Annotated in this window: 29 protein-coding genes and 1 pseudogene; 13 read left to right on the top strand and 17 right to left on the bottom strand. The window is 61.4% G+C overall.

Translation table 11 applies throughout. The features are described 5' to 3' along the window. Nucleotides 1-115: 115 nt before the first annotated feature. The 3 genes from AB4O22_RS01150 to AB4O22_RS01140 are packed head-to-tail and all read right to left on the bottom strand — an operon-like array spanning nt 116 to nt 1,237. On the bottom strand, nt 116-739 hold the full coding sequence (locus AB4O22_RS01150) for an SOS response-associated peptidase (RefSeq protein ID WP_223472414.1): 624 nt from the start codon (nt 737-739) through the stop codon (nt 116-118). A 39-nt stretch (nt 740-778) separates the two neighbouring features. After that, nucleotides 779-1,039 (bottom strand): putative signal transducing protein, encoded by a 261-nt coding sequence (locus tag AB4O22_RS01145; RefSeq protein ID WP_072344436.1) that lies wholly within the window; start codon nt 1,037-1,039, stop codon nt 779-781. A gap of 15 nt (nt 1,040-1,054) precedes the next feature. After that, the gene (locus AB4O22_RS01140; RefSeq protein WP_003205483.1) at nt 1,055-1,237 is read right to left on the bottom strand and encodes a CPXCG motif-containing cysteine-rich protein; all 183 of its coding nucleotides are present in this window, start codon (nt 1,235-1,237) and stop codon (nt 1,055-1,057) included. 139 nt (nt 1,238-1,376) lie between these two features. Here AB4O22_RS01140 and AB4O22_RS01135 point away from each other — a divergent pair, with 139 nt between their 5' ends. Beyond that, entirely contained in the window at nt 1,377-2,543 is a 1,167-nt protein-coding gene (locus AB4O22_RS01135) for a 1-acyl-sn-glycerol-3-phosphate acyltransferase (RefSeq protein WP_223472413.1), read from the top strand. Between the two features lie 191 nt (nt 2,544-2,734). Here the strand turns inward: AB4O22_RS01135 and AB4O22_RS01130 are convergent, their stop codons facing one another. After that, nucleotides 2,735-3,016, bottom strand: a complete 282-nt coding sequence (locus AB4O22_RS01130; protein ID WP_072344446.1) for a hypothetical protein — start codon at nt 3,014-3,016, stop codon at nt 2,735-2,737. 230 nt (nt 3,017-3,246) lie between these two features. Between AB4O22_RS01130 and AB4O22_RS01125 the strand changes: the two genes are divergently transcribed. Beyond that, complete coding sequence (locus AB4O22_RS01125; RefSeq protein WP_014340170.1) at nt 3,247-3,453, top strand: hypothetical protein; 207 nt, start codon at nt 3,247-3,249, stop codon at nt 3,451-3,453. Nucleotides 3,454-3,623: 170 nt separating this feature from the next. Here the strand turns inward: AB4O22_RS01125 and AB4O22_RS01120 are convergent, their stop codons facing one another. Continuing rightward, nucleotides 3,624-4,208, bottom strand: a complete 585-nt coding sequence (locus AB4O22_RS01120) for a YajG family lipoprotein (protein WP_003205489.1) — start codon at nt 4,206-4,208, stop codon at nt 3,624-3,626. Nucleotides 4,209-4,413: 205 nt separating this feature from the next. Here AB4O22_RS01120 and AB4O22_RS01115 point away from each other — a divergent pair, with 205 nt between their 5' ends. Both AB4O22_RS01115 and mqo read left to right on the top strand, forming a co-directional pair. After that, entirely contained in the window at nt 4,414-4,647 is a 234-nt protein-coding gene (locus tag AB4O22_RS01115; protein WP_460095783.1) for a hypothetical protein, read from the top strand. 738 nt (nt 4,648-5,385) lie between these two features. Then, nucleotides 5,386-6,894: a malate dehydrogenase (quinone) gene (gene mqo, locus AB4O22_RS01110; protein WP_223472411.1), complete on the top strand. Its 1,509-nt coding sequence runs from the start codon at nt 5,386-5,388 to the stop codon at nt 6,892-6,894. Between the two features lie 113 nt (nt 6,895-7,007). Here mqo and AB4O22_RS01105 read toward each other — a convergent pair whose 3' ends face one another. Both AB4O22_RS01105 and AB4O22_RS01100 read right to left on the bottom strand, forming a co-directional pair. Continuing rightward, entirely contained in the window at nt 7,008-7,295 is a 288-nt protein-coding gene (locus AB4O22_RS01105; protein WP_223472410.1) for a PA4642 family protein, read from the bottom strand. Nucleotides 7,296-7,356: 61 nt separating this feature from the next. Next, nucleotides 7,357-7,842: a hypothetical protein gene (locus AB4O22_RS01100; protein WP_230148014.1), complete on the bottom strand. Its 486-nt coding sequence runs from the start codon at nt 7,840-7,842 to the stop codon at nt 7,357-7,359. A 268-nt stretch (nt 7,843-8,110) separates the two neighbouring features. Here AB4O22_RS01100 and dauA point away from each other — a divergent pair, with 268 nt between their 5' ends. After that, a complete protein-coding gene (dauA, locus tag AB4O22_RS01095) occupies nt 8,111-9,853 on the top strand; it encodes a C4-dicarboxylic acid transporter DauA (RefSeq protein WP_223472408.1) in 1,743 nt (580 codons plus the stop codon). 165 nt (nt 9,854-10,018) lie between these two features. Here dauA and AB4O22_RS01090 read toward each other — a convergent pair. After that, nucleotides 10,019-10,110: pseudogene (locus AB4O22_RS01090) on the bottom strand (WbuC family cupin fold metalloprotein); the annotation flags it as partial. Nucleotides 10,111-10,135: 25 nt separating this feature from the next. Further along, a complete protein-coding gene (locus tag AB4O22_RS01085) occupies nt 10,136-10,693 on the bottom strand; it encodes a hypoxanthine-guanine phosphoribosyltransferase (RefSeq protein ID WP_223472407.1) in 558 nt (185 codons plus the stop codon). Nucleotides 10,694-10,857: 164 nt separating this feature from the next. On the opposite strand from AB4O22_RS01085, the gene upp reads away from it, so the two are divergent. Both upp and AB4O22_RS01075 read left to right on the top strand, forming a co-directional pair. Further along, entirely contained in the window at nt 10,858-11,496 is a 639-nt protein-coding gene (gene upp, locus AB4O22_RS01080) for a uracil phosphoribosyltransferase (RefSeq protein WP_223472406.1), read from the top strand. A gap of 2 nt (nt 11,497-11,498) precedes the next feature. Then, entirely contained in the window at nt 11,499-12,773 is a 1,275-nt protein-coding gene (locus AB4O22_RS01075; protein ID WP_223472405.1) for a uracil-xanthine permease family protein, read from the top strand. A 124-nt stretch (nt 12,774-12,897) separates the two neighbouring features. Here the strand turns inward: AB4O22_RS01075 and hemH are convergent, their stop codons facing one another. Both hemH and AB4O22_RS01065 read right to left on the bottom strand, forming a co-directional pair. Next, a complete protein-coding gene (hemH, locus tag AB4O22_RS01070) occupies nt 12,898-13,923 on the bottom strand; it encodes a ferrochelatase (protein ID WP_460095782.1) in 1,026 nt (341 codons plus the stop codon). 13 nt (nt 13,924-13,936) lie between these two features. Then, the gene (locus AB4O22_RS01065) at nt 13,937-14,836 is read right to left on the bottom strand and encodes a TIGR01777 family oxidoreductase (RefSeq protein ID WP_460095781.1); all 900 of its coding nucleotides are present in this window, start codon (nt 14,834-14,836) and stop codon (nt 13,937-13,939) included. Nucleotides 14,837-15,032: 196 nt separating this feature from the next. Between AB4O22_RS01065 and AB4O22_RS01060 the strand changes: the two genes are divergently transcribed. The 6 genes from AB4O22_RS01060 (at nt 15,033) to AB4O22_RS01035 (ending at nt 20,796) form a co-directional block, all read left to right on the top strand. Further along, nucleotides 15,033-16,019, top strand: a complete 987-nt coding sequence (locus AB4O22_RS01060; protein ID WP_460095780.1) for an NAD(P)/FAD-dependent oxidoreductase — start codon at nt 15,033-15,035, stop codon at nt 16,017-16,019. 173 nt (nt 16,020-16,192) lie between these two features. Continuing rightward, nucleotides 16,193-17,155, top strand: coding sequence for a YbgA family protein (locus AB4O22_RS01055; protein ID WP_460095779.1), 963 nt, complete (start codon nt 16,193-16,195; stop codon nt 17,153-17,155). Beyond that, the gene (locus AB4O22_RS01050) at nt 17,155-18,102 is read left to right on the top strand and encodes a MerR family transcriptional regulator (protein ID WP_223472400.1); all 948 of its coding nucleotides are present in this window, start codon (nt 17,155-17,157) and stop codon (nt 18,100-18,102) included. Before AB4O22_RS01055 ends, AB4O22_RS01050 begins: the two co-directional genes overlap by 1 nt. Nucleotides 18,103-18,114: 12 nt before the next feature. Beyond that, nucleotides 18,115-19,566: a deoxyribodipyrimidine photo-lyase gene (gene phrB, locus AB4O22_RS01045; protein WP_460095778.1), complete on the top strand. Its 1,452-nt coding sequence runs from the start codon at nt 18,115-18,117 to the stop codon at nt 19,564-19,566. A gap of 123 nt (nt 19,567-19,689) precedes the next feature. Continuing rightward, a complete protein-coding gene (locus tag AB4O22_RS01040) occupies nt 19,690-20,463 on the top strand; it encodes an SDR family NAD(P)-dependent oxidoreductase (protein WP_013694208.1) in 774 nt (257 codons plus the stop codon). A 27-nt stretch (nt 20,464-20,490) separates the two neighbouring features. After that, nucleotides 20,491-20,796, top strand: a complete 306-nt coding sequence (locus AB4O22_RS01035; RefSeq protein WP_003205513.1) for a YkgJ family cysteine cluster protein — start codon at nt 20,491-20,493, stop codon at nt 20,794-20,796. Nucleotides 20,797-20,920: 124 nt separating this feature from the next. On the opposite strand, the gene AB4O22_RS01030 is transcribed toward AB4O22_RS01035, so the two are convergent. From AB4O22_RS01030 to hemA, 6 genes are all read right to left on the bottom strand, one after another. After that, nucleotides 20,921-21,439, bottom strand: a complete 519-nt coding sequence (locus AB4O22_RS01030; RefSeq protein ID WP_003205514.1) for an acyloxyacyl hydrolase — start codon at nt 21,437-21,439, stop codon at nt 20,921-20,923. 113 nt (nt 21,440-21,552) lie between these two features. Beyond that, entirely contained in the window at nt 21,553-22,344 is a 792-nt protein-coding gene (gene murI / locus AB4O22_RS01025; RefSeq protein WP_460095777.1) for a glutamate racemase, read from the bottom strand. Then, nucleotides 22,337-23,092, bottom strand: a complete 756-nt coding sequence (locus AB4O22_RS01020) for a molybdopterin-synthase adenylyltransferase MoeB (protein ID WP_223472397.1) — start codon at nt 23,090-23,092, stop codon at nt 22,337-22,339. The genes murI and AB4O22_RS01020 overlap by 8 nt, the downstream gene beginning before the upstream one ends. Beyond that, a complete protein-coding gene (prmC, locus tag AB4O22_RS01015; protein WP_223472396.1) occupies nt 23,086-23,916 on the bottom strand; it encodes a peptide chain release factor N(5)-glutamine methyltransferase in 831 nt (276 codons plus the stop codon). Before prmC ends, AB4O22_RS01020 begins: the two co-directional genes overlap by 7 nt. A 14-nt stretch (nt 23,917-23,930) precedes the next feature. Beyond that, the gene (gene prfA, locus AB4O22_RS01010) at nt 23,931-25,013 is read right to left on the bottom strand and encodes a peptide chain release factor 1 (RefSeq protein WP_003205519.1); all 1,083 of its coding nucleotides are present in this window, start codon (nt 25,011-25,013) and stop codon (nt 23,931-23,933) included. Next, a complete protein-coding gene (gene hemA, locus AB4O22_RS01005) occupies nt 25,010-26,299 on the bottom strand; it encodes a glutamyl-tRNA reductase (RefSeq protein WP_003205522.1) in 1,290 nt (429 codons plus the stop codon). Before hemA ends, prfA begins: the two co-directional genes overlap by 4 nt. Nucleotides 26,300-26,393: the final 94 nt, after the last annotated feature.

The following is a 26,393-nucleotide window of genomic DNA, read 5'->3' as shown; positions in this document are numbered from 1 at the left end:
GCCACAGGGGGATAGGCGGTGAACACATTTTTTGTGAACACCCGTAGCCTATTGTGGGAGCGAGCCTGCTCCGGGCGGCGATCCGACGATAAGGCCAATACAAGCGCCGCAAAGCTCAAGCCGGAGTCAAGCACTCCGGCCCATTGAGCTTCGGATCATTGACCATGTTGGCCAGCACTCGCTCGCGCAGTACCGCCGGCTCGCTTGCCAGCAGTCCTTGCAAGGCATGCAGCGGTGTCTCGGGGTCGAGCCACAGGCGCTGGCCTTCTTCGTCCAGGATCAACGGCCGGCGCTGACCCGCCGCCGGTTGGGTGATGACCGCCGTGCTCAGCCACACCTGTTCCTGCACCGGATACGCTTCCCAGATCGCGGCGAAAAACAGCGACGAACCCTCCCCCGGCGTCAACCAGTACGGACGCTTGCGCGTGCCGCCGCGCCACTCATAGAAACCATTGGCCGGCAGCAGACAACGGCGCAGGCGCAAGGCCTCTCGGAACATCGGTTGTTCGGCCACGGTTTCAGCCCGGGCATGAGCCGGGGTGCGGGACAGGTCGGTCAGCCACGGCGGCGTCAGGCCCCAGCGTGCCCGGGCCAGCTCACGCTGGCCCTCGGCGCCGGCCCGCAGGATCAGCACGGAATCGTTAGGCGAAATATTCCATTGAGCCTTCTGATCGGCGGGAAAACCGGGCAGGGCTGCAAAGGTGGGGTTCCAGCGAAACAGGGCATAACGTCCACACATGGGGCAACACGACTCTTGATCGAACAAACGGCCGCCAGCCTAACAGACCAGCGTGCCGGGATAGCTGTCCGGTTCATCGCCGGGCAACGGCAGTGCGGCATTGTACGCGGCGATCAACTCCCGGGCGTATTGCGCCTGGTCATCCTCCACCGCCAGTCCCAGCAAGCCCTGCATCGGCAACTCCCCCGCACCGCCCAGCAAATCGCGCCCCACCAGATGCGCCGTGATGCCTTCGCTGGCAAGCATGCCTTGCAACAACTCGCCTTCCATCAGGTTTTCCAGCTCGTAGATTCGCCGCATCGGTGTTGCCCCCCGTCAGTCGTCTTCTCTGAAGACCTCGAGATGCCATTCCTCACCATGGACCTGCAACACAAAGGTGATTGGCCGGCAACACACCTGACAATCCTCGATGTAGGTCTGGTCGCCGCCGGACAAGTCCAGGGATGTCTCAACGTCCTCCCCACAATAGGGACATTCATAATGAGCGCTTTCCAGCATCGCGGTCTCCCAGGTGACTTGTGCGTATAATCGCCGGTCTATTTGCAGGGCTATTTTTGTCTGGCTTATCTTCCTGACCGTGCCCTGTCGTTTTTTCGTTAGAACCTTTACTTACCCTAGCCGTTTCCAACAAGAGAGCATGATGGGCGAATTCGATGCCATCCGACCTTACGACGACAGCGAAGTCCCAGCGGTGCTGGCACGACTGCTTGGCGACAAGGCGTTTCTAGATATCCTCACCCACTTCCGCTTCCCACGCCTGGCCGGCGCCTTCGGCTGGATGCTCAAACCCCTTATAGCGCAAAGATTGCGCCGTGAGTTCGCCGGGGTGACGTCGGTCGCCACGTTGCAGGACAAGGTGGAGTTCTATGTCGACCACACCATCGAGCGCGCCACCGATGGCGTGACCTATACAGGGGTGGAGCAATTCAAGTCCGGCAGTGCGTACCTGTTCATCGCCAACCACCGCGATATCGTGATGGACCCGGCCTTCGTCAACTACGCCGTCTACCACGCCGGCCTGCCGACCCCGCGCATCGCCATTGGCGACAACCTGCTGCAAAAGCCCTTTGTCAGCGACCTGATGCGCCTGAACAAGAGCTTCATCGTGCACCGCTCCATCACCGGGCGGCGGGAAAAAATGGCGGCGTACCAGTTGTTGTCGGCGTACATCAACCATTCGATCCGCAACGACTGCGCCTCGATCTGGATCGCCCAGGCCGAAGGACGAGCCAAGGACGGTGACGACCGGACCGAATCGGCGATCCTCAAGATGTTCCACATGAGCCGCAAGGACGAGCCGTTCGGCGAGGTGATCCAGTCACTCAACCTTACGCCGGTGTCGATCAGCTACGAATACGACCCGTGCGACCAGGCCAAGGCCCGCGAGCTGTACATCCGCGCCACCACCGGCACCTACACCAAGGTCCCGGGCGAGGACGACGTGAGCATCGCCAAGGGCATCACCGGCTACAAGGGCCGGGTCCACGTGAACTTCGCCGCGCCCATCACCGAGCTGTTCGAGGACACCAAGCAATTGGCCCAGGAGATGGACCGGCAGATTCTCGGCGGCTACCGCCTGTTCCCGGTGCACTACCTGGCTTACGCCCAATGGGCCGACGCCGACCCGCAGTTGCAGGTGCCTAAGGCGGCCAAGGTGTTCGGTGCCGAAGAGCTGGCCAAGGCCGAGCAGGAATGGCAGCGCAGGCTGGACGCTTGCCCACCGGAACACCGACCGTTCCTGGTGCTGCAATACGCAACGCCGGTGCGAAATCAGTATCGGGTCAAGGCGGGGTTGGCGCTTTAAAGCCACGACGAGGGAGCTTGCTCCCGCTGGGTTTGTGCAGGAGCTCCCGAAGGCTGCGATCTTTTGTTCTTTCGCTTGAGATTCAAGTGTCTGGAGAGAGATCGCAGCCTCGTTGCACTCGACAGCTCCTACGGGCGCAGCCCAGCGGGAGCAGCCCAGCGGGAGCAAACGCCCGTTCCACGGCTACTGCGTTAGAACTGCGTACTGATCCACGACACCAGCAACGCCAGCGCCAGGCAGCCAAAGCCAAACCGGTAGAAAAACCGGTTCATCCGCTGAGTGGCCAGATCCAGCAGCGCTTCAAATCGTTCGTTGCCATCGCGATTGCGCGCTTCAAGGCAGGCTCGCGCCCGTTGTTCACGGCGGCGCGTCGCATGCAGCACCCAGCCGCCCGGGCAGGCAAACAGCAACGCGAGCAGGTTGATCAGTTTGGCGGGGTGGGCGGCGAACAACGAAAGCAGATGCAGCGACATCACGAACCTCAAGCGAAAAACGGACAGGACACGCCCGTGGCCTACGAACAGGGCGCGGATTCTACCGAAAGCCTGCCGCCCTGCACCGTTTTTTCCGACCAGTAACGATCCCGCCGCAACGCTGGGTTCTTTTGTGGCGAGGGAGCACGCCCAAGGTTAATTTCACCCGTCACGGTTTCGTCATCTGATTAGGCCACTCTGTCGCCCTTCAAACCTGCACGGAACCCGTCATGCTGCACGCCGAAAACCAGGACCGCCTCTATCTCATCAGCCCAAGCGACGAACAGCAGAACCTCGTCGACAGCCTGTCCTTCAACGTGCAGGACCGTCATTGGCTGGTGTATTGCGCCCTGGGCGGCCATCAACATGCCGATCTTCCGGAGACAGACCTGCTGACCGGGATCAGTGTGCTGGAGCTGTACTCAGAGGCTGCATGACGGTTTCACTCTGTGGGAGCAAGGCTTGCCCGCGATGAGGGCAGCACCTTCGACAACGCTGTGAAGGACAGATCGCTATCGCGGGCAAGCCTTGCTCCCACAGGTCTTGCTTTCAAAAGTCTCATTCGCCCCCTGGACCATTGCAGCCCAGGGGTCATGCCGCCGAAACCTTACTCGGCCAGCACCTGGCCAATGGTCGGATCCTTGAACAGCCGGGTCAGGGCATCGCTCAAGACGTCGCTGACCAGCTTGGTGTTGGTGTCCTGGTTAGGTGCCATGCCGAAGCGCTGGTCCAGGGACGCACCGTAACGGCCGCTGTAGCGACGGTTGGCGTTCTGCACGTCGGAGCGGAAGGTCGCGCCGATGGTGGCTTCGGTCACGTACATGCCTTCCTTGGGCGACTGGTACTTGAGCTCGGCCAGGGTCACCGTCAGTTGTGGTGCATTCAAGGCATTGGCGGTCGGCGTGAAGCCCAGCAAACGCACGGCGGCTTCAGCCTGGGCCTGCAGCTTGGGCAGGATCTGCGCGCCCTGCACCGTGATCACACTGGTTTCCGGATACAGCCCGCCACGGGTGCCGAGCGTCGGCGACGGACGACCGTCCACCACCCGCACCACCACCGGCTGGCCACGACCCACAGGCGCCAGCTGGGCATTGAGCTTGGGCTCCGGGTTAAGTTGTTGCGGGCTGTGGGCGCAGCCGACGAGGGTCAGACTGGTCACAGCGATCAAACCGAACAACAGGCGTTGCAACATGCTCTTCTCTCCAGAATCGGGCACAAACAGGCCGGCAGTATAGCGGTGCGCCATCGCCGTGAACTAGCGTCGCACGATGAATACTGAAATGTCTGACACGGGCCTCGGTTGCCGGTTCCTGTCACCCCATTGTCACGGTACTTACACCGGCATGTCATAGCCCACTGTCAGGCTTATCCCAAGCTCCCTGACCCGGTATCCGATCATGCGCTTCCTTATTTCCCTGTTCACCCCTCGTCCTCATCACCGCAGCTTCGCCTTGCTCGATCGCGACGGCCGTTGCCAGGCGTTCAAGCAGTGCAGCCTGCAACCCATGGGCGAAGGCTGGGTGGAAATCGAAGAGATCCGTCTCAACTGGCTGCACCAGCCACTGCCCACCAGCGCCCGCGTGCAAGCGCTTCCTGCTCGAGCACGTAACCGGCAGCTGTTGACCGTCTGACCGGACGGCTAATAAAAGTCATTAAACACGACCATTTCCCTGCGTTTCTTCGATACAATCTCCCCCCGATTATAAGGACGTCTCCTGATCGGGCCTCGCAACACCGCTGATGCGCTGGTATTGGCACCCCGCAACGCCCACAGAGAGCCGCCCACACAGATCGAGTGAAGCTGGCGTGCTTGCTGTTCCTCCAGGCAAATCACCACTTTTCGCGAATCTGCAGAGCTGTCATTACGCTCGGTCACTGAGCTGTCTGCCCGTTTTGCCTGTCATGTATTACATGGGGGCAACCAAACCGGGCGCAGTGCCAGGCTGGGACAGCCCTTTTTTGAGGTTCACGTCTTCAAAAGAGCGTGAAAAAACGGGTTTTCACAACTTCACGAGAGTGTGGCGAGCAAATGAAGAGTTTTGCGTCTGAACAAGCACCATTAGCGTCTGAAACAGCCCAACGACACAGGACCGGATATCGCTCAAGAACCGGCGCCTGAAGCCTGTCCGCTACGGATTTGGTTGCACGAACGGATGTCTCGGCCATAAGTCGAATTGCCTGCCCGGCGCTTAAATGAGTTCATGTGACTCTTGAGGCCAGGCTGCATGCATCCGCAGTAGGTGCGAAAAATTGCGAAGATTCGGACATGGCGATCCTGGCCATGGATAACTGGGGCGCAACTGACCTGCCCCGCCACTCTTGGCCGCTATGCCGACAATTTGGTGCTGCAGATTTTGGAGACGCGTTAAATGGCGCATAACGAAGCAGTCGATGTAGTTCTGGTAGGGGCCGGCATCATGAGTGCCACCCTGGCCGTACTGCTCAAGGAGCTCGACCCCGCGATCTCGCTGGAAGTCGTCGAGCTGATGGATTCCGGTGCCGCGGAGAGTTCCAACCCGTGGAACAACGCCGGTACCGGCCACGCCGGGCTGTGTGAGCTCAACTACACGCCCCAGGCAGCCGACGGCAATGTCGACATAAAGAAGGCCGTGCACATCAACACCCAGTTCGAGGTGTCGAAGCAGTTCTGGACGTACCTGACCAGAAAAGGCACGTTCGGCTCCTCCAAGTCCTTCATCGCCCCGGTGCCACACCTGAGCTTCGTGCAAGGCGAGAAAGGCGTGTCGTTCCTGAAGAAACGCTTCGAGCTGATGCGCCAGCATCACGCCTTCGCCGACATGGAATACACCGAGGACAAGGCCCGGATGACCGAGTGGATGCCGCTGATGATGCCTGGTCGGCCGGCCGATGAGGTCATCGCCGCCACCCGCGTCATGAACGGTACCGACGTCAACTTCGGCGCCCTGACCAACCAGTTGCTCAAGCACCTGACCAGCGCCCCGGACACCCAGGTCAAATACTGCAAGCGCGTCACCGGTCTCAAGCGTAACGGCAGTGGCTGGACCGTGAGCATCAAGGACGTCAATTCCGGCAGCAGCCGCGATGTCGACGCCAAGTTCGTGTTCCTGGGTGCCGGCGGTGCGGCGTTGCCGTTGCTGCAAGCCTCGGGCATCGAGGAAAGCAAGGGCTTCGGCGGCTTCCCGGTCAGTGGCCAGTGGCTGCGTTGCGACAACCCGGAAGTGGTCAAGCACCACCAGGCCAAGGTCTACAGCCAGGCTGCCGTGGGCTCGCCGCCGATGTCGGTGCCGCACCTGGACACCCGCGTGGTCGATGGCAAGAAATCCCTGCTGTTCGGGCCATACGCCGGTTTCACCACCAAGTTCCTCAAGCACGGCTCGATCATGGACCTGCCGCTGTCGGTACGTGCCGGCAACATCGGCCCGATGCTGGCCGTGGCCCGGGACAACATGGACCTGACCAAGTACCTGATCAGCGAAGTGATGCAGTCCATGGAACAGCGCCTGGAATCCCTGCGTCGCTTCTACCCCGAGGCGAAAGCCGAGGATTGGCGCCTGGAAGTGGCCGGCCAGCGGGTGCAGATCATCAAGAAAGACCCGAAGAAAGGTGGCGTCCTGCAGTTCGGTACCGAACTGGTGGCGGCCAAGGACGGCAGCCTCGCCGCTCTGCTCGGCGCATCGCCGGGTGCTTCGGTGACCGTGTCGATCATGCTGGAACTGATCGAGCGCTGCTTCCCGGACAAAGCCAAGGGCGAGTGGGCTACCAAGCTCGCAGAGATCTTCCCGGCCCGGGAAAAAGTGCTGGAAACCGACGCGGCGCTGTATCGCAAGATCAATGCGCAGAACAACATCGCGCTGGAGCTGGTTGAAGAAAGCAGCGAGACTCAAAGCTACGCTTGATTTGATCGCATAAAAAAACGCCCCGTTCTCCATGAGAGCGGGGCGTTTTTGTTTAAAGGATCGCAGGCTTCGCGATCTCCTGTAGGAGCTGGCGAAGCCTGCGATCTTTTGATCTAACCGCGAGCCTTGTTGACCAGCTCGATGTAATCCTCGGCATTACGCTGGTCACGAACCAGTGCGACGAAATCGTTGCCATGCTCATCCTTGCCATTGAGGTCATGACCGGCCGCGACGAAAAACGTCAGGAAACGCTCGAAATCGTCGACCCGCAGGCCACGGTAGGCCTTGATCAATTTGTGCAGCGACGGCGACGTGGCATCGACCGGTTCGAAATTGAGGAACAGCTTGATCTGTTCATCGCCAATCTCGTCGCCAATCACTTGTTTCTTGTCTTTACGCATTGCCGGCTCCAGCTCGCACAGTTCACGGGGCGGGCAGTTTACCCCCGGCAGGCCTCGGGGCTCAACGCGGGCGTTCGGCACCGGTGTGCAGGTCGGCCCAGATATGGCCGTTGGCGTAAGTGAGAAACTGCACATAGACCGTGTTGTTGCGCAGCAGATCGATGACCACCCGGTACTGGGCCTGTGGATAAGACAGCGTCAGGGTCTTGCTTGCCTCGTCGAAGACCGGTTTCTTCAGGCTTTTGCTTTCGCCGTCGAAGTTAAGGATCACCTGGCTGAGGGTCGCACCCTTGTTCATCGGCTTGCCCTTGAGGCGGACCAGCAGCGGCGAAGTGACTGGAATCGGTTGCTGATTGGACTGACGCTGGTTACCCAGCACCACCGAATACTCGGTCACTTGCAGCAACTGCTGCTGTTCAGGCTGCTCCTGGCGCACCACCAGGTCATCAGGCGGCAGGAACTGGCTGTGCATCGGCGCAGCCACGGCCGCCAAGGGCAGGCTGGAGATCAACAGCAAAGTGGCGCAGCGGCGGATCGATACACGCATGACAAGCTCCGGGGTCTTGGCCGGGCACTCTAGCATGAGCCCAAGCGATAAAAATAACGATCCAGATCAATACATCTGCGCAACGAGCACGGCATACTCAAAGAGCCATCAGCCCCGGTCTACCGACGCATGATCGTTCCCACGCTCCTGCGTGGAAATGCATCCAGTGACGCTCCGCGTCACATGGGACGCGGAGCGTTCCGGGCGGCATTCCCACGCGGGATCTGTATAGGGCCAGTGCCAGCCCCCCCCTTTGCGAGGAGTACTCATGTCTTTCTCCGCCCCACCGTTGTTTGCCGCCTGGCGTCAGGCCTGGCGCGCCGGTTACACCCTTGAACGCCTGCGTGGCGACCTGGTGGCCGGGCTGACCGTCGGCATCATCGCCATCCCACTGGCCATGGCCCTGGCGATTGCCGTTGGCGTGCCGCCGCAACATGGCTTGTACACGGTGTTGGTGGCCGCGCCCTTGATCGCCCTCACCGGCGGCTCGCGCTTCAACGTCAGCGGGCCGACGGCGGCGTTCGTGGTGATCCTGCTGCCCATCACTCAACAATACGGCCTCGGCGGCCTGTTGTTGTGCACCATGCTCGCCGGCCTGATTCTCATCACCTTGGGATTGATGCGCGCCGGACGGCTGATCCAATACATCCCCTACCCGGTGATCCTCGGCTTTACCGCCGGGATCGGCGTGGTCATCGCCACCTTGCAACTCAAGGATTTGCTGGGGCTGACCACCATCGGGCAAGCCAAGCACTACATCGAACAGTTGGGCGAACTGATCATGGCACTGCCCAGTGCCCGGCTCGGCGATGGCATCATCGGCGTCACGTGCCTGGCGGTGTTGATTGCCTGGCCACGCTGGGTACCTCGGGTTCCCGGGCATTTGGTTGCCTTGCTGGTCGGGGCGCTACTGGGACTGGCGCTGGAGCGCGGCGGTTGGCCGGTGGCAACATTGGGCGAGCGTTTCAGCTACGTGGTCGATGGCATCAGCCATCCCGGTATCCCGCCGTTTTTACCGAGCTTCGAGTGGCCATGGAACCTGCCTGATGGCCAGGGGCATCCCTTGACGCTTTCCTATGACCTGATCCGCCAATTGCTGGGCCCGGCCTTCGCCATTGCCATGCTTGGCGCCATCGAGTCGCTGCTGTGCGCCGTAGTGGCGGATGGCATGACCGGCAGCAAGCACGACCCCAACGCCGAACTGATCGGCCAAGGCCTGGGCAACCTCGTGGCGCCGCTGTTTGGCGGTATCACCGCCACGGCGGCCATTGCCCGCAGCGCGACCAATGTGCGCAGCGGCGCCTCTTCGCCGCTGGCCGCGATCATTCATAGCCTTGTGGTGCTGCTGGCGATGGTGCTGCTGGCGCCCTTGTTCAGCTACCTGCCCATGGCTGCCCTGGCGGCGCTACTGGTGATAGTGGCCTGGAACATGAGCGAAGCCGGACACGTGCTGCATACCTTGCGCATCGCACCGCGCAGCGACGTACTGGTGCTGCTGACCTGCCTTAGCCTGACCGTCCTGTTCGACATGGTCATGGCCGTCGCCGTCGGCCTGCTGCTGGCCGCCGGGCTGTTCATCAAGCGCATGAGCGAACTGACCGACAGCGCCGAACTGCCGCGCCACTTCCACCAGGCGCTGCTGGACATGCCCGAGCATGTGCGCTGCTACGCAATTCGTGGGCCGCTGTTCTTCGGTGCGGCAGAAAAAGCCCTGGACGTGCTGCGCAAGTTCGATCCGGGGGTGCGCGTCGTGGTGGTGGAAATGAGCGCCGTGCCCATGCTGGACATGACCGCGCTGGCTGCGTTTGAAAACGTCCTGAAGGATTACCGCAAACAGGGCATCGGCCTGATCCTGGTCGCGACGGCGCCAAGGGTGCGCCTGAAGCTGCGCCGTGCCGGTATTCATCGCGAGCAGCGGCAATTGGCGTATGTGCAGACCCTGGAGCAGGCGCGGGTCAAGAGCGAGCAATGGCTGGCTGCTGGCAGCACCGCTCATTCCAGTCTTGCCTGAACCGTGGCAAGGGGGCTTGCTGGTGCCGGGGGCGGATGCCAAAAACTGTGGGAGCGAGCTTGCTCGCGACGACGGCGGCACGTCCGACACCCTGGTAATCTGACACTCCGCTATCGCGAGCAAGCTCGCTCCCACCCTCGGGAACAAGCTCCTCGTTACGGAGTACTAGTCGAACTGGGCGCGCGTCCATGCGTGGTATTGCGCCACGCCGGCCTCGCCTTCACGGGGTGCCCGTGGGCCAGTTCGCCATCGTCCACGGTCCGGAGCTGGCCGGGCCATCGATTACATTCCCTTGACGGCGAAAATGCCATTGGCGTTGCGCCAGTAACCTTTGTAGTCCATGCCGTAGCCGAAGATGTAGCGGTCGATGCACGGCAGGCCGACGAAATCGGCTTTCAAGTCCGGACGAGCCTTGCGGTCGTGGTCCTTGTCGATCAGCACGGCGGTGTGCACGGCGCGGGCACCGGCGTGTTTGCAGAAGTCGATGATCGCACCCAGGGTGTGACCTTCGTCGAGGATGTCGTCGATGATCAGCACGTCGCGGTCGATGAACGAGACTTCCGGCTTGGCTTTCCAGAACAGGTCGCCGCCGCTGGTTTCGTTGCGATAACGCGTCGCGTGCAAGTAGGACGCTTCCAGGGGGAAGTTCAGGTAGGTCAGCAGCTTGCCGGAGAAAATCAGCCCGCCGTTCATGACACAGAACACCACCGGGTTGGCAGCGGCCAGTTGGTCGTTGATTTGCGCACCGACACGGGCGATGGCCGCTTCGACTTCGGCTTCGGTGTACAGGCAGTCAGCCTCTCGCATGATTTGACGGATATGCTCGAGATCAGCGGACATGGCGCTCTCCAAGGGTGGCAGGGTTCGGAAAAACCGGCAAAGGTACGCATCCCGCCCGGCCAGATCAAGCGTTTGTGGACTAACGTTCTGTATTGTCTATAGGACAACACCCTCGGATAGATTAATCTAGGCCGGTTTTTTTGCCCGCCGCCGGAGCCTTCCCCATGCCCATCCTCGAGATCCGCCATCCGCTGATCAGACACAAACTCGGCCTGATGCGCCGCGCTGACATTAGCACGAAGAACTTCCGTGAACTCGCCCAGGAAGTCGGTGCCCTGCTCACTTACGAGGCCACCAAGGACCTGCCGCTGGAGTCCTATGAAATCGAGGGTTGGGCCGGTACGGTCCAGGTCGAGAAAATCGCCGGCAAGAAGATCACCGTGGTGCCGATCCTGCGCGCCGGCATCGGCATGCTCGAGGGCGTGCTGAGCCTGATCCCGGGGGCCAAGGTCAGCGCCGTGGGCGTGGCTCGCAACGAGCAGACCCTGCAGGCGCACACCTACCTGGAAAAACTGGTGCCGGAAATCGACGAGCGCCTGGCGATGATCATTGACCCGATGCTCGCCACCGGCAGCTCCATGGTCGCCACCATCGACCTGTTGAAAAAGGCCGGCTGCCGGGACATCCGCGCCATGGTGCTGGTCGCCGCTCCCGAAGGCATCAAGGCCGTGCAGGATGCCCACCCGGACGTGACCATCTACACCGCGTCCATCGATCAGAAACTCAACGAACACGGCTACATCATCCCGGGCCTGGGCGATGCCGGCGACAAGATCTTCGGCACCAAGCAGAAGGACGCTTGAGCATGCAGGATGAGTTCAACGATCCGCTCTGGCGCCAGGTGCTGTCCGGCGCGCAGATGCTGTTCGTCGCCTTCGGCGCGCTGGTATTGATGCCGCTGATCACCGGGCTGGACCCTAACGTGGCGCTGTTCACGGCCGGCCTGGGAACGATCCTGTTCCAAATCGTCACCGGGCGCCAGGTGCCGGTGTTCCTGGCTTCGAGCTTTGCCTTCATCACCCCGATCATCCTCGCCAAGGGCCAGTTCGGCCTGGCCGCGACCATGGGCGGCGTGATGGCGGCAGGTTTCGTCTACACCTTTCTTGGCCTGGCGGTGAAGATCAAGGGCACCGGGTTCATCGACCGGCTGCTGCCGCCGGTGGTGATTGGCCCGGTGATCATCTCCATCGGCCTGGCCATGGCGCCGATTGCCGCCAACATGGCGATGGGCAAGGCTGGCGATGGCACCGAGCTGATTCATTATCAAACCGCGATGCTGATTTCGATGCCGGCCTTGCTCACCACCCTGATCGTGGCGGTGTTCGGCAAAGGCATTTTCCGCCTGGTGCCGATCATTTCCGGCGTGGTGGTGGGCTTTGCCATGGCGTTTTTCTTCGGCGTCGTGGACACCGCGAAAATCGCCGCCGCGCCGTGGTTCGCCCTGCCGAACTTCACCGCACCGGAGTTCAATTGGCAGGCGATCCTGTTCATCGTACCGGTAGCGCTGGCGCCGGCCATCGAGCACATCGGCGGCGTGATTGCCGTGGGCAGCGTGACCGGTCGCGACTACCTGAAAAAACCCGGCCTGCACCGCACACTGCTCGGTGACGGCATTGCCACCACCGCCGCCGGCCTGTTCGGCGGCCCGCCCAACACCACCTACGCCGAGGTGACTGGCGCGGTGATGCTGACCAAGAACTACAACCCGAAGATCATGACCTGGGCGGCGATCTTTGCCATCAGCCTGGCATTCATCGGCAAGTTCGGCGCGCTGCTGCAAAGCATCCCGGTGCCGGTGATGGGCGGGATCCTGTGCCTGTTGTTCGGTTCGATTGCGGCGGTGGGCATGAACACTTTGATCCGCCACAAGATCGACCTGGGCGAGGCGCGCAACCTGGTGATCGTTTCGGTCACACTGGTGTTCGGCATCGGCGGTGTACTGGTGGGCACTGGCACTGGGCCGGACGACTTCGGCCTCAAAGGCATCGCGCTGTGCGCGGTGGTGGCGATCGCGTTGAACCTGCTGCTGCCGGGCAATGACAGCTGGAAGCAGAAGCAGGCGGATGAGCCGCTGCTGTAGATTCACCGCCTGCACTATTGTCATCGCGGGCAAGCCTTGCTCCCACAGGTTTTGAGTGGACCATGCTTGAATGGTCAAGACAAAATCTGTGGGAGCAAGGCTTGCCCGCGATGCTTTTCGAGGTTTACAGAGCTATCGGCGCCCGTTCGCAGAGGGTACTCAACGCCTGCGCCCACTGCGCCTCATCATTGAGGCAAGGCACCAACACCAACTCTTCTCCCCCCGCCTCGCGGAACTGCTCGCGGCCGCGATCGCCGATTTCCTCCAGGGTTTCAATGCAGTCGGCCACGAACGCCGGGCACATCACCAGCACTTTCTTCACGCCGCTTTTAGCCAGTTCCTCCAAGCGCGCCTCGGTATAGGGTTCGATCCACTTGGCCCGTCCCAATCGCGACTGGAACGACACCGACCACTGACCATCCTTGAGCCCCATGCGCTGGGCGAACAGTTCGGCAGTGCGAATGCATTGCGCGCGGTAACAGGTCGCCATGACCTCCGGCGGCGCGTTCTTGCAGCAGTCGGCATCCTTGAAGCAATGAAACCCCGTAGGGTCGAGCTTGGTCAGGTGTCGCTCCGGCAAGCCGTGGAAACTCAACAACAGATGATCGTGTTCCTGCATCAGGTACGGCTTGGCGCTGGCCACCAGGGCGTCGACGTATTCGGGCTGATCGTAGAATGGCTGGAGAATCGAGAACTGCACATCGAGTTTCTTTTCCCGCACAACCCGCTTGGCCTCCTCGATCACCGTGGTCACGGTGCTGTCGGCGAACTGCGGGTACAACGGCGCCAACGTGATCTTCTTGTGACCCTGGCTCGCCAGCCGCACCAATGCCGATTCAATGGACGGCTCGCCATAACGCATTGCCAGCTCTACCGGGCCCTGGGTCCACTGTGCGGTCATGGCCTGTTGCAACCGGCGGCTGAGCACCACCAGCGGCGAACCCTCGTCCCACCAGATCGAGGCGTAGGCATGGGCCGACTGCTCGGGACGCTTGATCAGGATCAGCGACACCAGCAAGCGCCGCACCGGCCATGGCAGGTCGATGACATACGGATCCATCAGGAATTGATTGAGGTAGCGGCGCACATCGGCCACCGAAGTGGAGGCAGGCGAACCCAGATTCACCAGAAGCAACGCGTGATCGGTCATGCAACGTCCTATTTCAAAGGCGGCTGGACAAGTCTTCCAGGGCCGCAGGCAAATCAGTGAACCGGAATGTGAAACCCGCCGCCTGCAATCGGGCCGGCGTGGCGCGCTGGCCGCCGAGCAACAGCAATGACAACTCCCCCAACGCGACTTTCAACACAAGTTCCGGCATCGGCACCACGGCTGGCCGATGCAATACATGCCCCAGGGCCTTGGCAAAATCGCGGTTGCGCACCGGGTTCGGAGCGCACGCATTATAAGGACCGCGGGCATCAAAGCGGTGCAGAAGAAAATCAATCAGGGCGATTTGATCGTCAATATGAATCCACGGCATCCACTGCCGACCATTGCCGATACGCCCGCCCAGCGCCAGTTTGAACGGCAGCAGCAGCCGCGACAAAAAGCCGCCCTCGGCAGACATGACCAGGCCGGTACGAACCAGCACCACGCGCATGCCCAACGCCTCGGCCCGTTGCGCGGTTTCTTCCCAGGCGATACACAACTGGCTGGCGAAATCTTCGCTCACCGGCCCCGATTCCTCGGTCAACTCACGCTCGCCACCGTCGCCATACCAACCCACCGCGGAACCGGAAATCAATACCTGCGGTTTCTGCTCGCAACGCTCCAGCCACGCCAGCAAAACTTCCGTCAACGTGATGCGACTGCTCCACAACAACATCTTGCGCTTGTGGCTCCAGGGCCGGTCGGCAATCGGCGCTCCCGCGAGGTTGACCACCGCGTCCACCGGCTCGACAATTTCATCGAGCCGGGCAACGCCTCGCACATCTGCCCCACAGATTTTCGCCACTTCTTCGGGTCGGCGACTCCATACCGTCAAGCGATGTCCCTGCCCCAACCAGAGGCGGCAGAGCTGACGTCCGATCAAACCAGTACCGCCGGTCAGCAATATGTGCATGAGATGTTCCTCGCATCGCGTTTTACCCGGCCCATTAGTCTATTTTTATAAGCAGGGATTTTTCGTATTGGACAGGGTCTGTGTTTAACAATAGGACAAGCTGTCCAAACGCGAACGGTAAAACTTATACCAAAAACCCGAATTGTACAGGTTTAAACGACGGCGTAGCCTGTACAGAAAGGTAAACGAGGCCCTCATGACTGTACCTATCGCAATCATCGGCACCGGCATCGCCGGACTTTCAGCCGCCCTGGCCCTGACGGAGGCCGGGCATATCGTTCAACTCTTCGATAAAAGCCACGGCAGCGGCGGACGCATGTCGAGCAAACGCAGCGACGCCGGCGCATTGGACATGGGTGCGCAATACTTCACCGCCCGCGATCGCCGCTTTGTCACGGAGGTCCAGCGCTGGCAAACCAACGGCTGGGCGGCGGAATGGAACCCGCAACTCTACAACTTCCAGAACGGACAACTGAGCCCATCGCCGGACGAACAGACCCGCTGGGTCGGCACGCCGCGCATGAGCGCCATCACCCGCGCCTTGCTCGACAAGTTGCAGGTGCAGTTTTCCTGCCGGATCACTGAGGTGTACCGTGGCCAGGAACACTGGCATTTGCAGGACGCGGAAGGTTTCACCCACGGCCCCTTCGGCCAGGTGGTGATCGCCACGCCCGCGCCCCAGGCCACCGCATTGCTGGCGGCCGTACCGAAGCTGGCCGCAGTGGCCGCTGGTGTGAAGATGGACCCGACCTGGGCCGTGGCGCTGGCCTTCGAAACACCGCTGGATACACCCATGGAAGGCTGCTTCCTACAGGACAGTCCCCTGGACTGGCTGGCGCGCAACCGCAGCAAGCCGGGACGCGACAACACGCTCGACACCTGGGTACTGCACGCCACCAGCGAATGGAGCCGGCAGCACATCGACCTGTCCAAGGAAGCGGTGATCGAACACCTGCACGGCGCATTCGCCGAACTGCTGCACAGCGCGATGCCCGCACCGAGCTTCAGCGTGGCCCATCGCTGGCTCTACGCCCGCCCCGCCGGCAACCACGAATGGGGCGCCCTGGCCGATGCCGACCTGGGCCTGTATGTGTGCGGCGACTGGTGCCTGTCCGGCCGGGTCGAAGGCGCATGGCTCAGCGGCCAGGAGGCTGCGCGCCGCCTGCATGCAAGCCTGCAGTAAAGCGCGTCATCCATCGCTATCCGCTGCTGTCGAAAGAGACAGCAGCCTGCCTGCGACACAGATTGAGGTCGCCTCGCCACACAATCCGGTTGACTTGTGCCCGTTCGGACCTATGATGAAAATATTGTACAGAAACACAAAACTGTACAAGATTTAGCAATCAGAGGCCGCCTATGCCCAGCACAGCCATCGCCAAACCCAGAATCGCCATCAGCGCCTGCCTGATGGGTGCTGAAGTTCGCTTTAATGGCGGGCACAAGCAATCGCAGTTGTGCAGCCGCACCCTCGTCAACTATTTCGATTTCGTGCCGGTGTGCCCCGAAGTCGCCATCGGCCTGGGTATTCCCCGGGAGCCGATTCGCCTGGTGGGCGACCCCGAACATCCCGAGGCGCTCGGCACCGTGAATCGCGACCTCAACGTGACCCGGCCACTGGCCGACTACGGGCAGCAAATGGCCGGGGAACTGGATGACATCTGCGGCTACATCTTCATGCAGAAATCGCCGTCCTGCGGACTGGAGCGGGTCAAGGTCTACGACCACAACGGCGTGACCCAGGATGGCGGCGGGCGCGGCATCTATGCCCAGGCCTTCTGCGAACGCCACCCCGACCTGCCGGTGGAGGAAGACGGTCGCCTCAACGACCCGGTGCTGCGCGAGAATTTCCTGACCCGGGTGTTCGCCTATGCCGCCTGGCAATCTTTGCGTCGCGACGGACTGACCCGTCGCAACCTGATCGAATTCCACTCGCGCTACAAATACCTGCTGATGGCCCACAATCCGGTGCAATACAAGGCCCTGGGCAATTTGCTGGGCAACATGGGCAAGGCCGACCCCAATGAGTTGGGCCCACGTTATTTCAGCGCATTGATGGCCGCCTTGAAGAAATGCGCCACCCGCCGCACCCACACCAATGTGCTGCAACACCTGAGCGGTTACCTCAAGCGTGCCATCGACGCCGAGGACAAGCAGGAAGTACAGCATCTGATCGGGCAATACCGCCTCGGCATCGTGCCCTTGGTGGTGCCACTGACGCTGCTCAAACATCACTTGCGCCAGCATCCCGATCCTTACCTGGCGCAGCAGGTCTACCTGCAACCGCACCCGGAAAACCTCAGCTTGCGAAACGCTATTTGATGAGCAACGAACCCGACTCCAGCGCCAGCGAAGATCTGGGGGCCGACTTTGCCAAGGCTTTGGCGCAAGGCTGGCTGCCTATACGCGAGGTCGCCCGGCAAACCGGTGTCAACGCCGTCACGCTGCGAGCCTGGGAACGCCGTTACGGCCTGATCGTGCCGCACCGCACGCCCAAGGGGCACCGGCTGTTCAATGCCGACCATGTGCAACGGATCCTGAGCATTCTCACCTGGATCGACCGTGGCGTTGCGGTGAGCAAGATCAAGCCTTTGCTGGACACACCGCAGCCACCGACCGAACCCACACAGGTGCCGGAGAATGACTGGCAGCGTCAGCGCCACGCCCTGGTGCTGGCGGTGACGCAACTGGCCGAGCGCCAGATCGATGACCTGGTCAACCAGGCGATGGCGCTGTACCCGCCCTGGACCGTGTGCGAGCAGTTGCTCTTGCCGTTGCTGGCCGAGCTGCACCAGCGCTGGCAAGGCCAGTTCGGTGCGCAGCTGGAACGGGTCTTCCTCAACTCGTGGCTGCGCAGCAAGTTCGGCAGCCGGATCTACCACAACAACCGTCAGTTGCGCGGCGCGCCACTGTTACTGGTCAATCATTCGGACTCGCCCCAGGAGCCGCACCTGTGGCTCACCGCCTGGCTGGCCAGCAGCGCCGACTGCCCGGTGGAAGTGTTCGACAGCCCGCTACCGGCCGGCGAACTGGCCCTGGCGGTCGAGCGCCTCAAGGCCCGCGGCGTCCTGCTGTATTCCAGTCACGCCCTCAACCTGTCCCAACTGCCCAGGCTGCTGGGTGGGATCGATTGCCCGATCGTCATTGCCGGCCCGGCCGCGTCGATCCACCACGCCAGGTTATCCACAGGCGTGTCGATGATTGACGTGTCCTGGGCCGAAGACCCGTTATCGGCTCACCGCGAACTGAGTCGCCGAGAACTCCTTTAAATGGAAGACAGCATGCAACTGATCTGGCTGCGCAGCGACTTGCGCCTGCACGACAACACCGCCCTCGCGGCGGCCGCAGCCCAAGGCCCCTGCGTGGCGGTGTACCTGACCAGCCCCGAACAATGGCGGGCCCATGACGACGCACCGTGCAAGATCGATTTCTGGCTGCGCAACCTCGGCGCGTTGAGTGCGGCCCTGGCCGAATTGAACATCCCACTGTTGATCCGCGCTGCTGCGCATTGGCACCAGGCCCCGCAGGTACTGCTCAAGCTGTGTCGCGAACTGAACGTCGGCGCCGTGCATGTCAACGAAGAGTACGGCCTGAATGAAACGCGACGCGACGCCGAAGTCGCCCGCGTGTTGAATGACCAGGGCGTTGAATTTCACAGCCACCTCGATCAACTGCTGTTCAAGCCCGGTAGCGTGCTGACCAAGACCGGCAATTACTTCCAAGTGTTCAGTCAGTTCCGCAAGGTCTGCTACAGCCGTCTGCACTTTTCATTGCCGAGCCTGGTCGCCACGCCGGCCCGGCAGGCCCTCACCGGCATTGCCCGCGACCCGGTGCCGACGCAAGTCGATGGGTTCGCCCCGCCCAGCGAAGCGCTACGCGCCCTCTGGCCCGCCGGGGAAACCGAAGCCCGTCGGCGCCTGGACACCTTTGTCGACCAGCACATCGACGATTACCAAGGCGAACGGGATTATCCCGCCAGACCCGGCACCAGCCAGCTCTCGGCCTATTTGGCGGCCGGCGTGGTGTCGCCACGTCAGTGCCTGCACGCCGCGCTGCAAGCCAACCAAGGTGAATTCGAGAGCGGAAGTGCCGGTGCTGTGACCTGGATCAATGAATTGCTCTGGCGCGAGTTTTATAAACACATTCTCGTGGGCTATCCACGCGTGTCGCGCCATCGTGCGTTTCGCCCGGAAACCGAGGCGCTGGCATGGCGCAAGGCCCCCGCAGAATTGGAAGCCTGGAAGCAAGCACGCACCGGCCTGCCGATTATCGATGCAGCCATGCGTCAATTGCTGGAGACCGGTTGGATGCACAACCGCTTGCGGATGGTCGTAGCCATGTTCCTGACCAAGAACCTGTTGATCGATTGGCGCGAAGGCGAGCGCTTTTTCATGCAGCACCTGATCGACGGCGACCTGGCCGCCAACAATGGCGGCTGGCAGTGGAGCGCCTCCACCGGCACCGATTCCGCGCCCTGGTTCCGTATCTTCAACCCGTTGAGCCAGTCGGAAAAATTCGACCGCGAGGGCCTGTTCATCAAACGCTGGCTACCTGAACTGAACGATCTGGACAAGCAACAGGTCCATAGCCCAAATACCCAGGGCGGCTTGTTTGGCGCCGCGGATTATCCGGCACCGATTGTCGACTTGAGGCAATCCAGGGCGCGTGCGCTGGCAGCGTTCAGAAACCTGCCAGCACGACAGGACGCGACCGTCGAGGGGATGGGCGATTAGCGAACAAGAAATTGCCAGCCAGCGGGATGCATTGTTTATCCGATAACATATAGTCTTACTAGTCGTACGGACTCTACTGAAAAGCTACGTATCAGTGCGCTGTCCAATCGAAAGGAGTAGGGAATGGGTCTAAGACTGCCACGGCGCTATTGGCTCACCGGGGCTGGCAACGGAATCGGCGCTTCGTTGGCTGAGGCGATACTGGAGACAGGTGCATACCTGGCCGTCAGTTCGCGCTCGACCCGATCATGCGAAACCCTTTCGGTACGTTATCCAGGACAAGTGCTAAGCGTGCCCGGCAATTTGACCGACAGCCAGGCCGTGCGCGAGATCGGCGAACAGATCGCCCGTCAATGGGGCGCCCTGGATCAGGTGATCGTCAATGCCGGGACGGCTGAGTACGTTGACGGGCAGCCGGCTGATCACACATTGATCGAGCATATCGTGCGCAGCAATCTGCTGGCTGCCAGTTTCTGCCTCGAAGTGGCCATGCCCTTGTTGCGCGCCGGGACCGAACCTCATCTGGTGGGCATTGCCAGCCCGGCGACTTACCTGCCGCCTTCGCAAATAGAAACGGGTGGCAGCGGGATGCGTCATCTGTTCGAATCGGCTCGGGCAGACTTGGCGTGCGCGGGTGTCGATGTGACGTTGGTACACCCTGGCTACGACGGCCCATTGCTGGGGCCCGACGATTGCTTCCAAACCCCGATTCACTGGTCGGCGGACGAAACAGCGCGGCATGTGCTGAATCAGTTGGTCGAGCGCCCGCGAGAAGTTGCGCTTCCCATTGCCTCCATGACCGCACTCTGGCCTTTGCCTTCGTCGACCGAAACCCTGCCAACCGATATCGGCTCATGCCAGGCGAAAAACGGCTATCCGATCAAGGGACAACCCTGAGCCGCCGATTGCCTTACACTGCGGACCATGAAAACCATCCCCGTCCATGAAATCCCGGCACCGGCCGTCACGTGTTCGACGTGCGCGGCGTGCTGCTGCCAGTTGGAAGTGATGTTGATCACCGACACTGGGGTTCCGGAGCGTTTTATCGACACGGACGATTGGGGTGGAGAGGTGATGCTGCGGCTGGATGACGGTTGGTGCGCGGCCCTGGATCGCGACAGCATGATGTGCACCATCTACGAAAAGCGTCCGCTGATCTGCCGGGAGTTCGAGATGGGCGCACCGGAGTGCCTGGAAGAACGCCAAGGGATTGCGACGGCGTATCGATAAAGGCGTGGTCTGATCTATTGTGGGAGCGAGCTTGCTCGCGATAGCGGTGAGTCAGACAACTTTATCTTGGCTGGTCTATCGCTATCGCGAGCAAGCTCGCTCCCACTGTTCTCAAACTGTTTTGTTACAGCGGCATCGTGTAGTGCAGCGAGTAGCTTTCTACACCGTCGTTAGTCGACTTGATACCGGCGTTGGAGTAATGAGTGGCGCGAATGCCCACTTCATGCCCACCGTTGAAGCGCAGGCCGAAGCCGATACGATCTTCAAATTGGAAAGCCGTACCGAGCTTGTTGTCTTCCACTTCGGTATTGGCGAACAACGCCACACCGACACCCGCCTCGATGTAAGGCTTCACGTTCTGGCCGGAAAACTCATACACAAACACAGGCGAAAACGACAGGCTGTGATTGCTGGATGTCTCGTCCCCTTCCCAATAGGTGTAGGCGCCGCTCCAGTAGCCAGTCAGGCGACCGACATCACTTTGCAGCCAACTCTTGTCCCAGTCGAACTGCATGCCCAGGCGATAGGTCATGGTCGAATCGCTGGTCTGGCCAACCCCAAATTCCACACCCGCTGCTTGTGCAGTGTAAGTGTGCCCCAACAATGCGGCCGCAAGCGCGGAAAAGCAGAATAAGCGCTTCATTAGAAACATCCTTTTCGAACAGACTTAGTTAGTTTTGTTACAAACAGACAAAGCTATAGAAATCCGCATCCAAACAGAAGTTCAGCCCGTTTCACACGGTTTTCACATTCTTTTTACAGATCGAAGCTTCGCACAACGCCGGACGAATGCCATAGCGTTGGTAGGATTTTTCTTAAATGTATCGGGTCTGCACTCGTCCAGAAATACGTTTCGCCGGCTGGCCCCTCAGCCAACAGCTCTCGCTCAGCCAAAAGGCGCTGAAGTTGCCGGGCCACGGCGGCACCGGTGTCGATCAGGCTGATGTGCTCCGGAATCATCCGCGCGAGCAATGGCTTGAGGAAGGGATAGTGCGTGCACCCCAGGATCAGCGTATCGCAGCCGGCTGCCAGCAAGGGGTCGACGTAATGTTGCAGCAACTGATACAAGGCCGGACTGTGCAAATCACCCGTTTCGATCAGTTCAACCAGGCCCGGACACGGTTGCGTGATGACTCGCACATCGGTGGCGAAACGGTCGAGCAAAGCGGCGAACTTGGCGCTCTGCAAGGTGCCGGTGGTGGCGAGCACGCCGACGATACCGCTACGGGTCGCGGCAGCCGCCGGCTTGACCGCCGGCTCCATCCCGACGATGGGCCAATGGGGAAAATCACGGCGTAGATCGGCAACGGCAGCAACCGTTGCGGTGTTGCAGGCTACAACCAGCGCCTTGGCGCCCTGGCCCAGGAGAAAGTCGGCAATGATCGAGCAGCGTTGTCGGATGTATTCCGGGGTCTTCTCGCCGTAAGGAATATGCCCACAGTCGGCGATATACAACAGCGATTCATTGGGCAGCAACTGGCGAATTTCCCCCAGCACCGACAACCCGCCGACACCCGAGTCAAGCACACCAATCGGCGCTTCACTCATGCTGGCCACCGCAGACGCTGCAACCCGGGTCACGCTTGACCCGCAGTTCACGGAAACGCGTGCCCAGGGCGTCGATCAACAGCAAGCGCCCCACCAGCGGCTCACCGAAACCGGCCAGCAACTTCAAGGCTTCAAGGGCTTGCAGGCTGCCCACCAATCCTACCAGCGGTCCGATCACACCGGCCTCGCTGCAGGTCAGCTCGGCTTCGCTGCCGTGGCCATAAAGGCAGTGGTAGCAAGGGCTTTCGGGGCGGCGTGGGTCGAACACCGACAACTGCCCTTCCAGGCGAATCGCCGCGCCGCTGACCAGCGGTTTACCCGCTGCGACACAGGCCGCGTTCACCGCTTCGCGGGTCGAAAAATTGTCGGAGCAATCGAGTACCACATCCACTGCCGCGACTGCCGCGGCCAGACTGTCTTCGTCCATGGCCGCCCGGAGAGGCACCAGTCGAACCTCGGGGTTGATCGCCCCAAGGCGTCGCATCGCCGAATCAACCTTGCTCAGGCCAACGCTGTCGGTGTCATGGATGATCTGGCGTTGCAAGTTGGTCAGGTCAACGGTGTCGAAATCCGCCAAGTGCATCTCACCCACGCCAGCGGCGGCCAGGTACAACGCCACCGGGGCGCCGAGGCCGCCAAGGCCGATGATCAGCACGCGGCTTTGCTTGAGACGCAATTGGCCGTCGATGTCGACGTGCTGCAACAGAATCTGCCGGCTGTAGCGCAACAACTCCTGATCGTTCAGCACGGCAAGCACCCCAGGCTGATGCGCTCATGACCACCCAGGTCCTTGCGACTATGGACTTCGACAAAGCCTTGGGCGCGCAGCAAATCGCGCACCGCTTCGGCCTGATCGTAACCGTGCTCGAGCATCAGCCAGCCGCCCGGCTCGAGGTGAGCCGGTGCCTGGGCAACGATCTGGCGCAAATCATCGAGCCCGTCCGGCCCGGCAACCAAGGCACTGGCCGGCTCGAAGCGCACGTCGCCCTCGATCAGGTGCGGATCGCTGGCCGCAATGTACGGCGGGTTGCTGATAATCAACTCGAAACGCGTGTCTTCCAGCGCACTGAACCAGTGGCTGCTCAACACCGTGACGTTGTGCAGGTCCAGGCGCTGGCGATTGCGCTCGGCCAGGGCCACAGCCTCCAGCACCCGGTCGACCGCCGTAACTTTCCAGGCCGGGCGCTCGCTGGCCAGTGCCAGGGCAATCGCGCCGCTGCCGGTGCCCAGATCCAGGACCCGGGCCGGTGTAGCCGGCAGCAAGGCCAGCGCGGTTTCCACCAAAAGCTCGGTGTCAGGACGCGGGATCAGGGTATGGGGCGCGACTTCCAGATCGAGTTTCCAGAAGCCCTGTTGTCCGAGTATGTACGCCACCGGCTCGCCAGAGCGCCGCCGCCGCAGGTATTCGGAGAACAGCAACGCCGCCTCGCTGGGCACGATCCGCTCGGGCCAGGTGTGCAGGAAGCTGCGGGACTTGCCCAAGGCTGCGGCCAGCAACAACTCGGCGTCCAGCCGTGCCGTGGGCGAATCCGGCAACTCGGCCGCGCGTAACAGACTGGCGATGATGGTCATTTTTTCACCTGTGCTTACTCGCCAATCGCAGCCAACTGGTCGGCCTGGTATTCGGCCAGTAACGGCTCGATCACCGCATCGACACCACCGGCAAGGATCTCGTCCAGGGAATACAGGGTCAGGTTGACGCGATGGTCGGTGACCCGGCCCTGGGCGAAGTTGTAGGTACGGATCCGCTCGGAACGATCGCCCGAGCCCACCAGCAATTTACGTTCGCTGGCGATGGCATTGGCGGCGGCGCTGGTCTGCTGGTCGTTGAGCTTGGCCGACAACCAGGCCATGGCCCGCGCGCGGTTCTTGTGCTGGGAACGTTCTTCCTGGCACTCGACCACGATGCCCGAGGGCAAGTGCGTGATGCGGATCGCCGAGTCGGTCTTGTTGACGTGCTGGCCGCCCGCGCCGGAGGAACGATAAGTGTCGACCCGCAGATCTGCCGGGTTGATCTCGATGGCTTCCTGCTCGTCCGGCTCGGGCAATACCGCCACGGTGCAAGCCGAGGTGTGGATCCGCCCTTGGGACTCGGTGGCCGGCACGCGTTGCACGCGATGGGCGCCGGATTCGAATTTCAGCTTGCCGTAGACGTTGTCGCCTTCGACCCGGGCGATGACTTCTTTATAGCCACCGTGTTCGCCTTCGTTCTCCGAGAGGATCTCCACCCGCCAACCGCGACGTTCGGCGTAGCGCGAATACATGCGAAACAGGTCGCCGGAAAAAATCGCCGCCTCATCGCCGCCGGTACCGGCACGGATCTCAAGGAACACATTGCGCCCGTCATTCGGGTCCTTGGGCAACAGCATGCGTTGCAGACTGCTTTCCAGTTCAACCAGTTGATCCTTGGCTTCGCGGACTTCCTCCACGGCCATTTCGCGCATATCCGGGTCGCTGTCCTTGAGCAGTGCCTGGGCACCTTCAAGGTCACCCTGCACTTTGAGCAACTGTTTATAGGTGGCGACAATCGGCTCGACTTCCGCGTATTCCTTGGAATAGGTGCGGAATTTGTTCTGGTCGGAAATGACTTCGCCATCGCCCAGCAAGGCGGTCAGTTCTTCGAAACGGTCCTGGAGGATGTCCAGTTTGTTGAGCAGTGACGCTTTCATTGCGGTTTTTTATCCGAAAAGCTATCCGGTGAGCCCTCACCGAGGGCGAAGAGTTCCTGGGCCATGGCCAGCGCATCGAGGCGGCCTTCGGCGGTCAACTTCTTGAGCTGGACACTGGGGGCGTGGAGCAATTTGTTGGTCAGGCCGCGGGCCAGTTGTACCAGCACCTCTTCGGCATTGCCGCCGTTGGCCAGCAGGCGCTGGGCTTTTTGCAGTTCCTCGTCGCGCAGGCGTTCGCTCTGCTGACGATAGGCCTTGAGCACATCCACCGCCGCCAGCTCGCGCAGGCGCACCATGAAGTCGTCGGCACCGACGCTAATCATCTCTTCGGCCGCCTGGGCCGCGCCCTGCCGGCTCTTGAGATTCTCGGCGACCACCTCATGCAGGTCGTCGACGCTGTAGAGATACACGTCATCCAGCTCGCCGACTTCTGGCTCGATGTCCCGGGGAACAGCAATGTCCACCATGAAAATCGGCTTGTGCTTGCGCAGCTTCAGGGCACTTTCCACGGCGCCCTTGCCAAGGATCGGCAACTGGCTGGCGGTGGAACTGATGACGATGTCGCTGTGTACCAGTTCCGCGGGAATGTCCGACAGCAACACCGCATGGGCACCGAACTGCTCGGCCAGGGTACTGGCCCGCTCCAGGGTCCGGTTGGCGACGACTATGCGCTTGACCCCCAGGTCATGGAGATGGCGGGCGACCAGGGTGATGGTCTCCCCAGCGCCGATCAGCAGTGCCTGGCTGCGTTGCAAATCACTGAAAATCTGTTTCGCCAGGCTGACAGCGGCAAACGCCACTGACACCGGGTTCTCGCCGATAGCGGTGTCGGTACGCACCTGCTTGGCGGCGTTGAACGTCGCCTGGAACAGGCGACCCAGCAGCGGGCCGACGGTGCCGGCCTCGCGGGCCACGGCGTAGGCCGACTTCATCTGGCCGAGAATCTGCGGTTCGCCCAACACCAGCGAGTCGAGCCCCGAGGCGACACGCATCATGTGACGAACGGCCGCATCATCTTCATGCACATAGGCACTGGCGCGCAGTTCTTCAAGGCTCAGCTTGTGATAGTCGGCCAGCCAGCGCAGGACTGAATCGGCCGAAACGTGATCCTGTTCTATATAAAGCTCGCTGCGATTGCAGGTGGAGAGGATCGCAGCTTCGCGGCTGTCGGTGAGTCGGCAGAGCTGCTGCAAGGCCTCAACCAGCTGCTCAGGCGTAAAGGCCACGCGCTCGCGGACGTCTACTGACGCAGTCTTGTGGTTAATACCGAGTGCAAGGAAGGCCATTCAAGGTCGCTGATAGTGACGTGAAGCCGGCAATTGTCCTACTTCGTCAGATTCAGAACAACCACTCGATCTCTATCGCCCTGCCCGGGGTTGT

Source organism: Pseudomonas sp. S3_B11, from assembly GCF_054667715.1.
The sequence above is the reverse complement of the archived record's forward strand: the minus strand, read 5'-3'. Positions and strand labels throughout refer to the sequence as shown.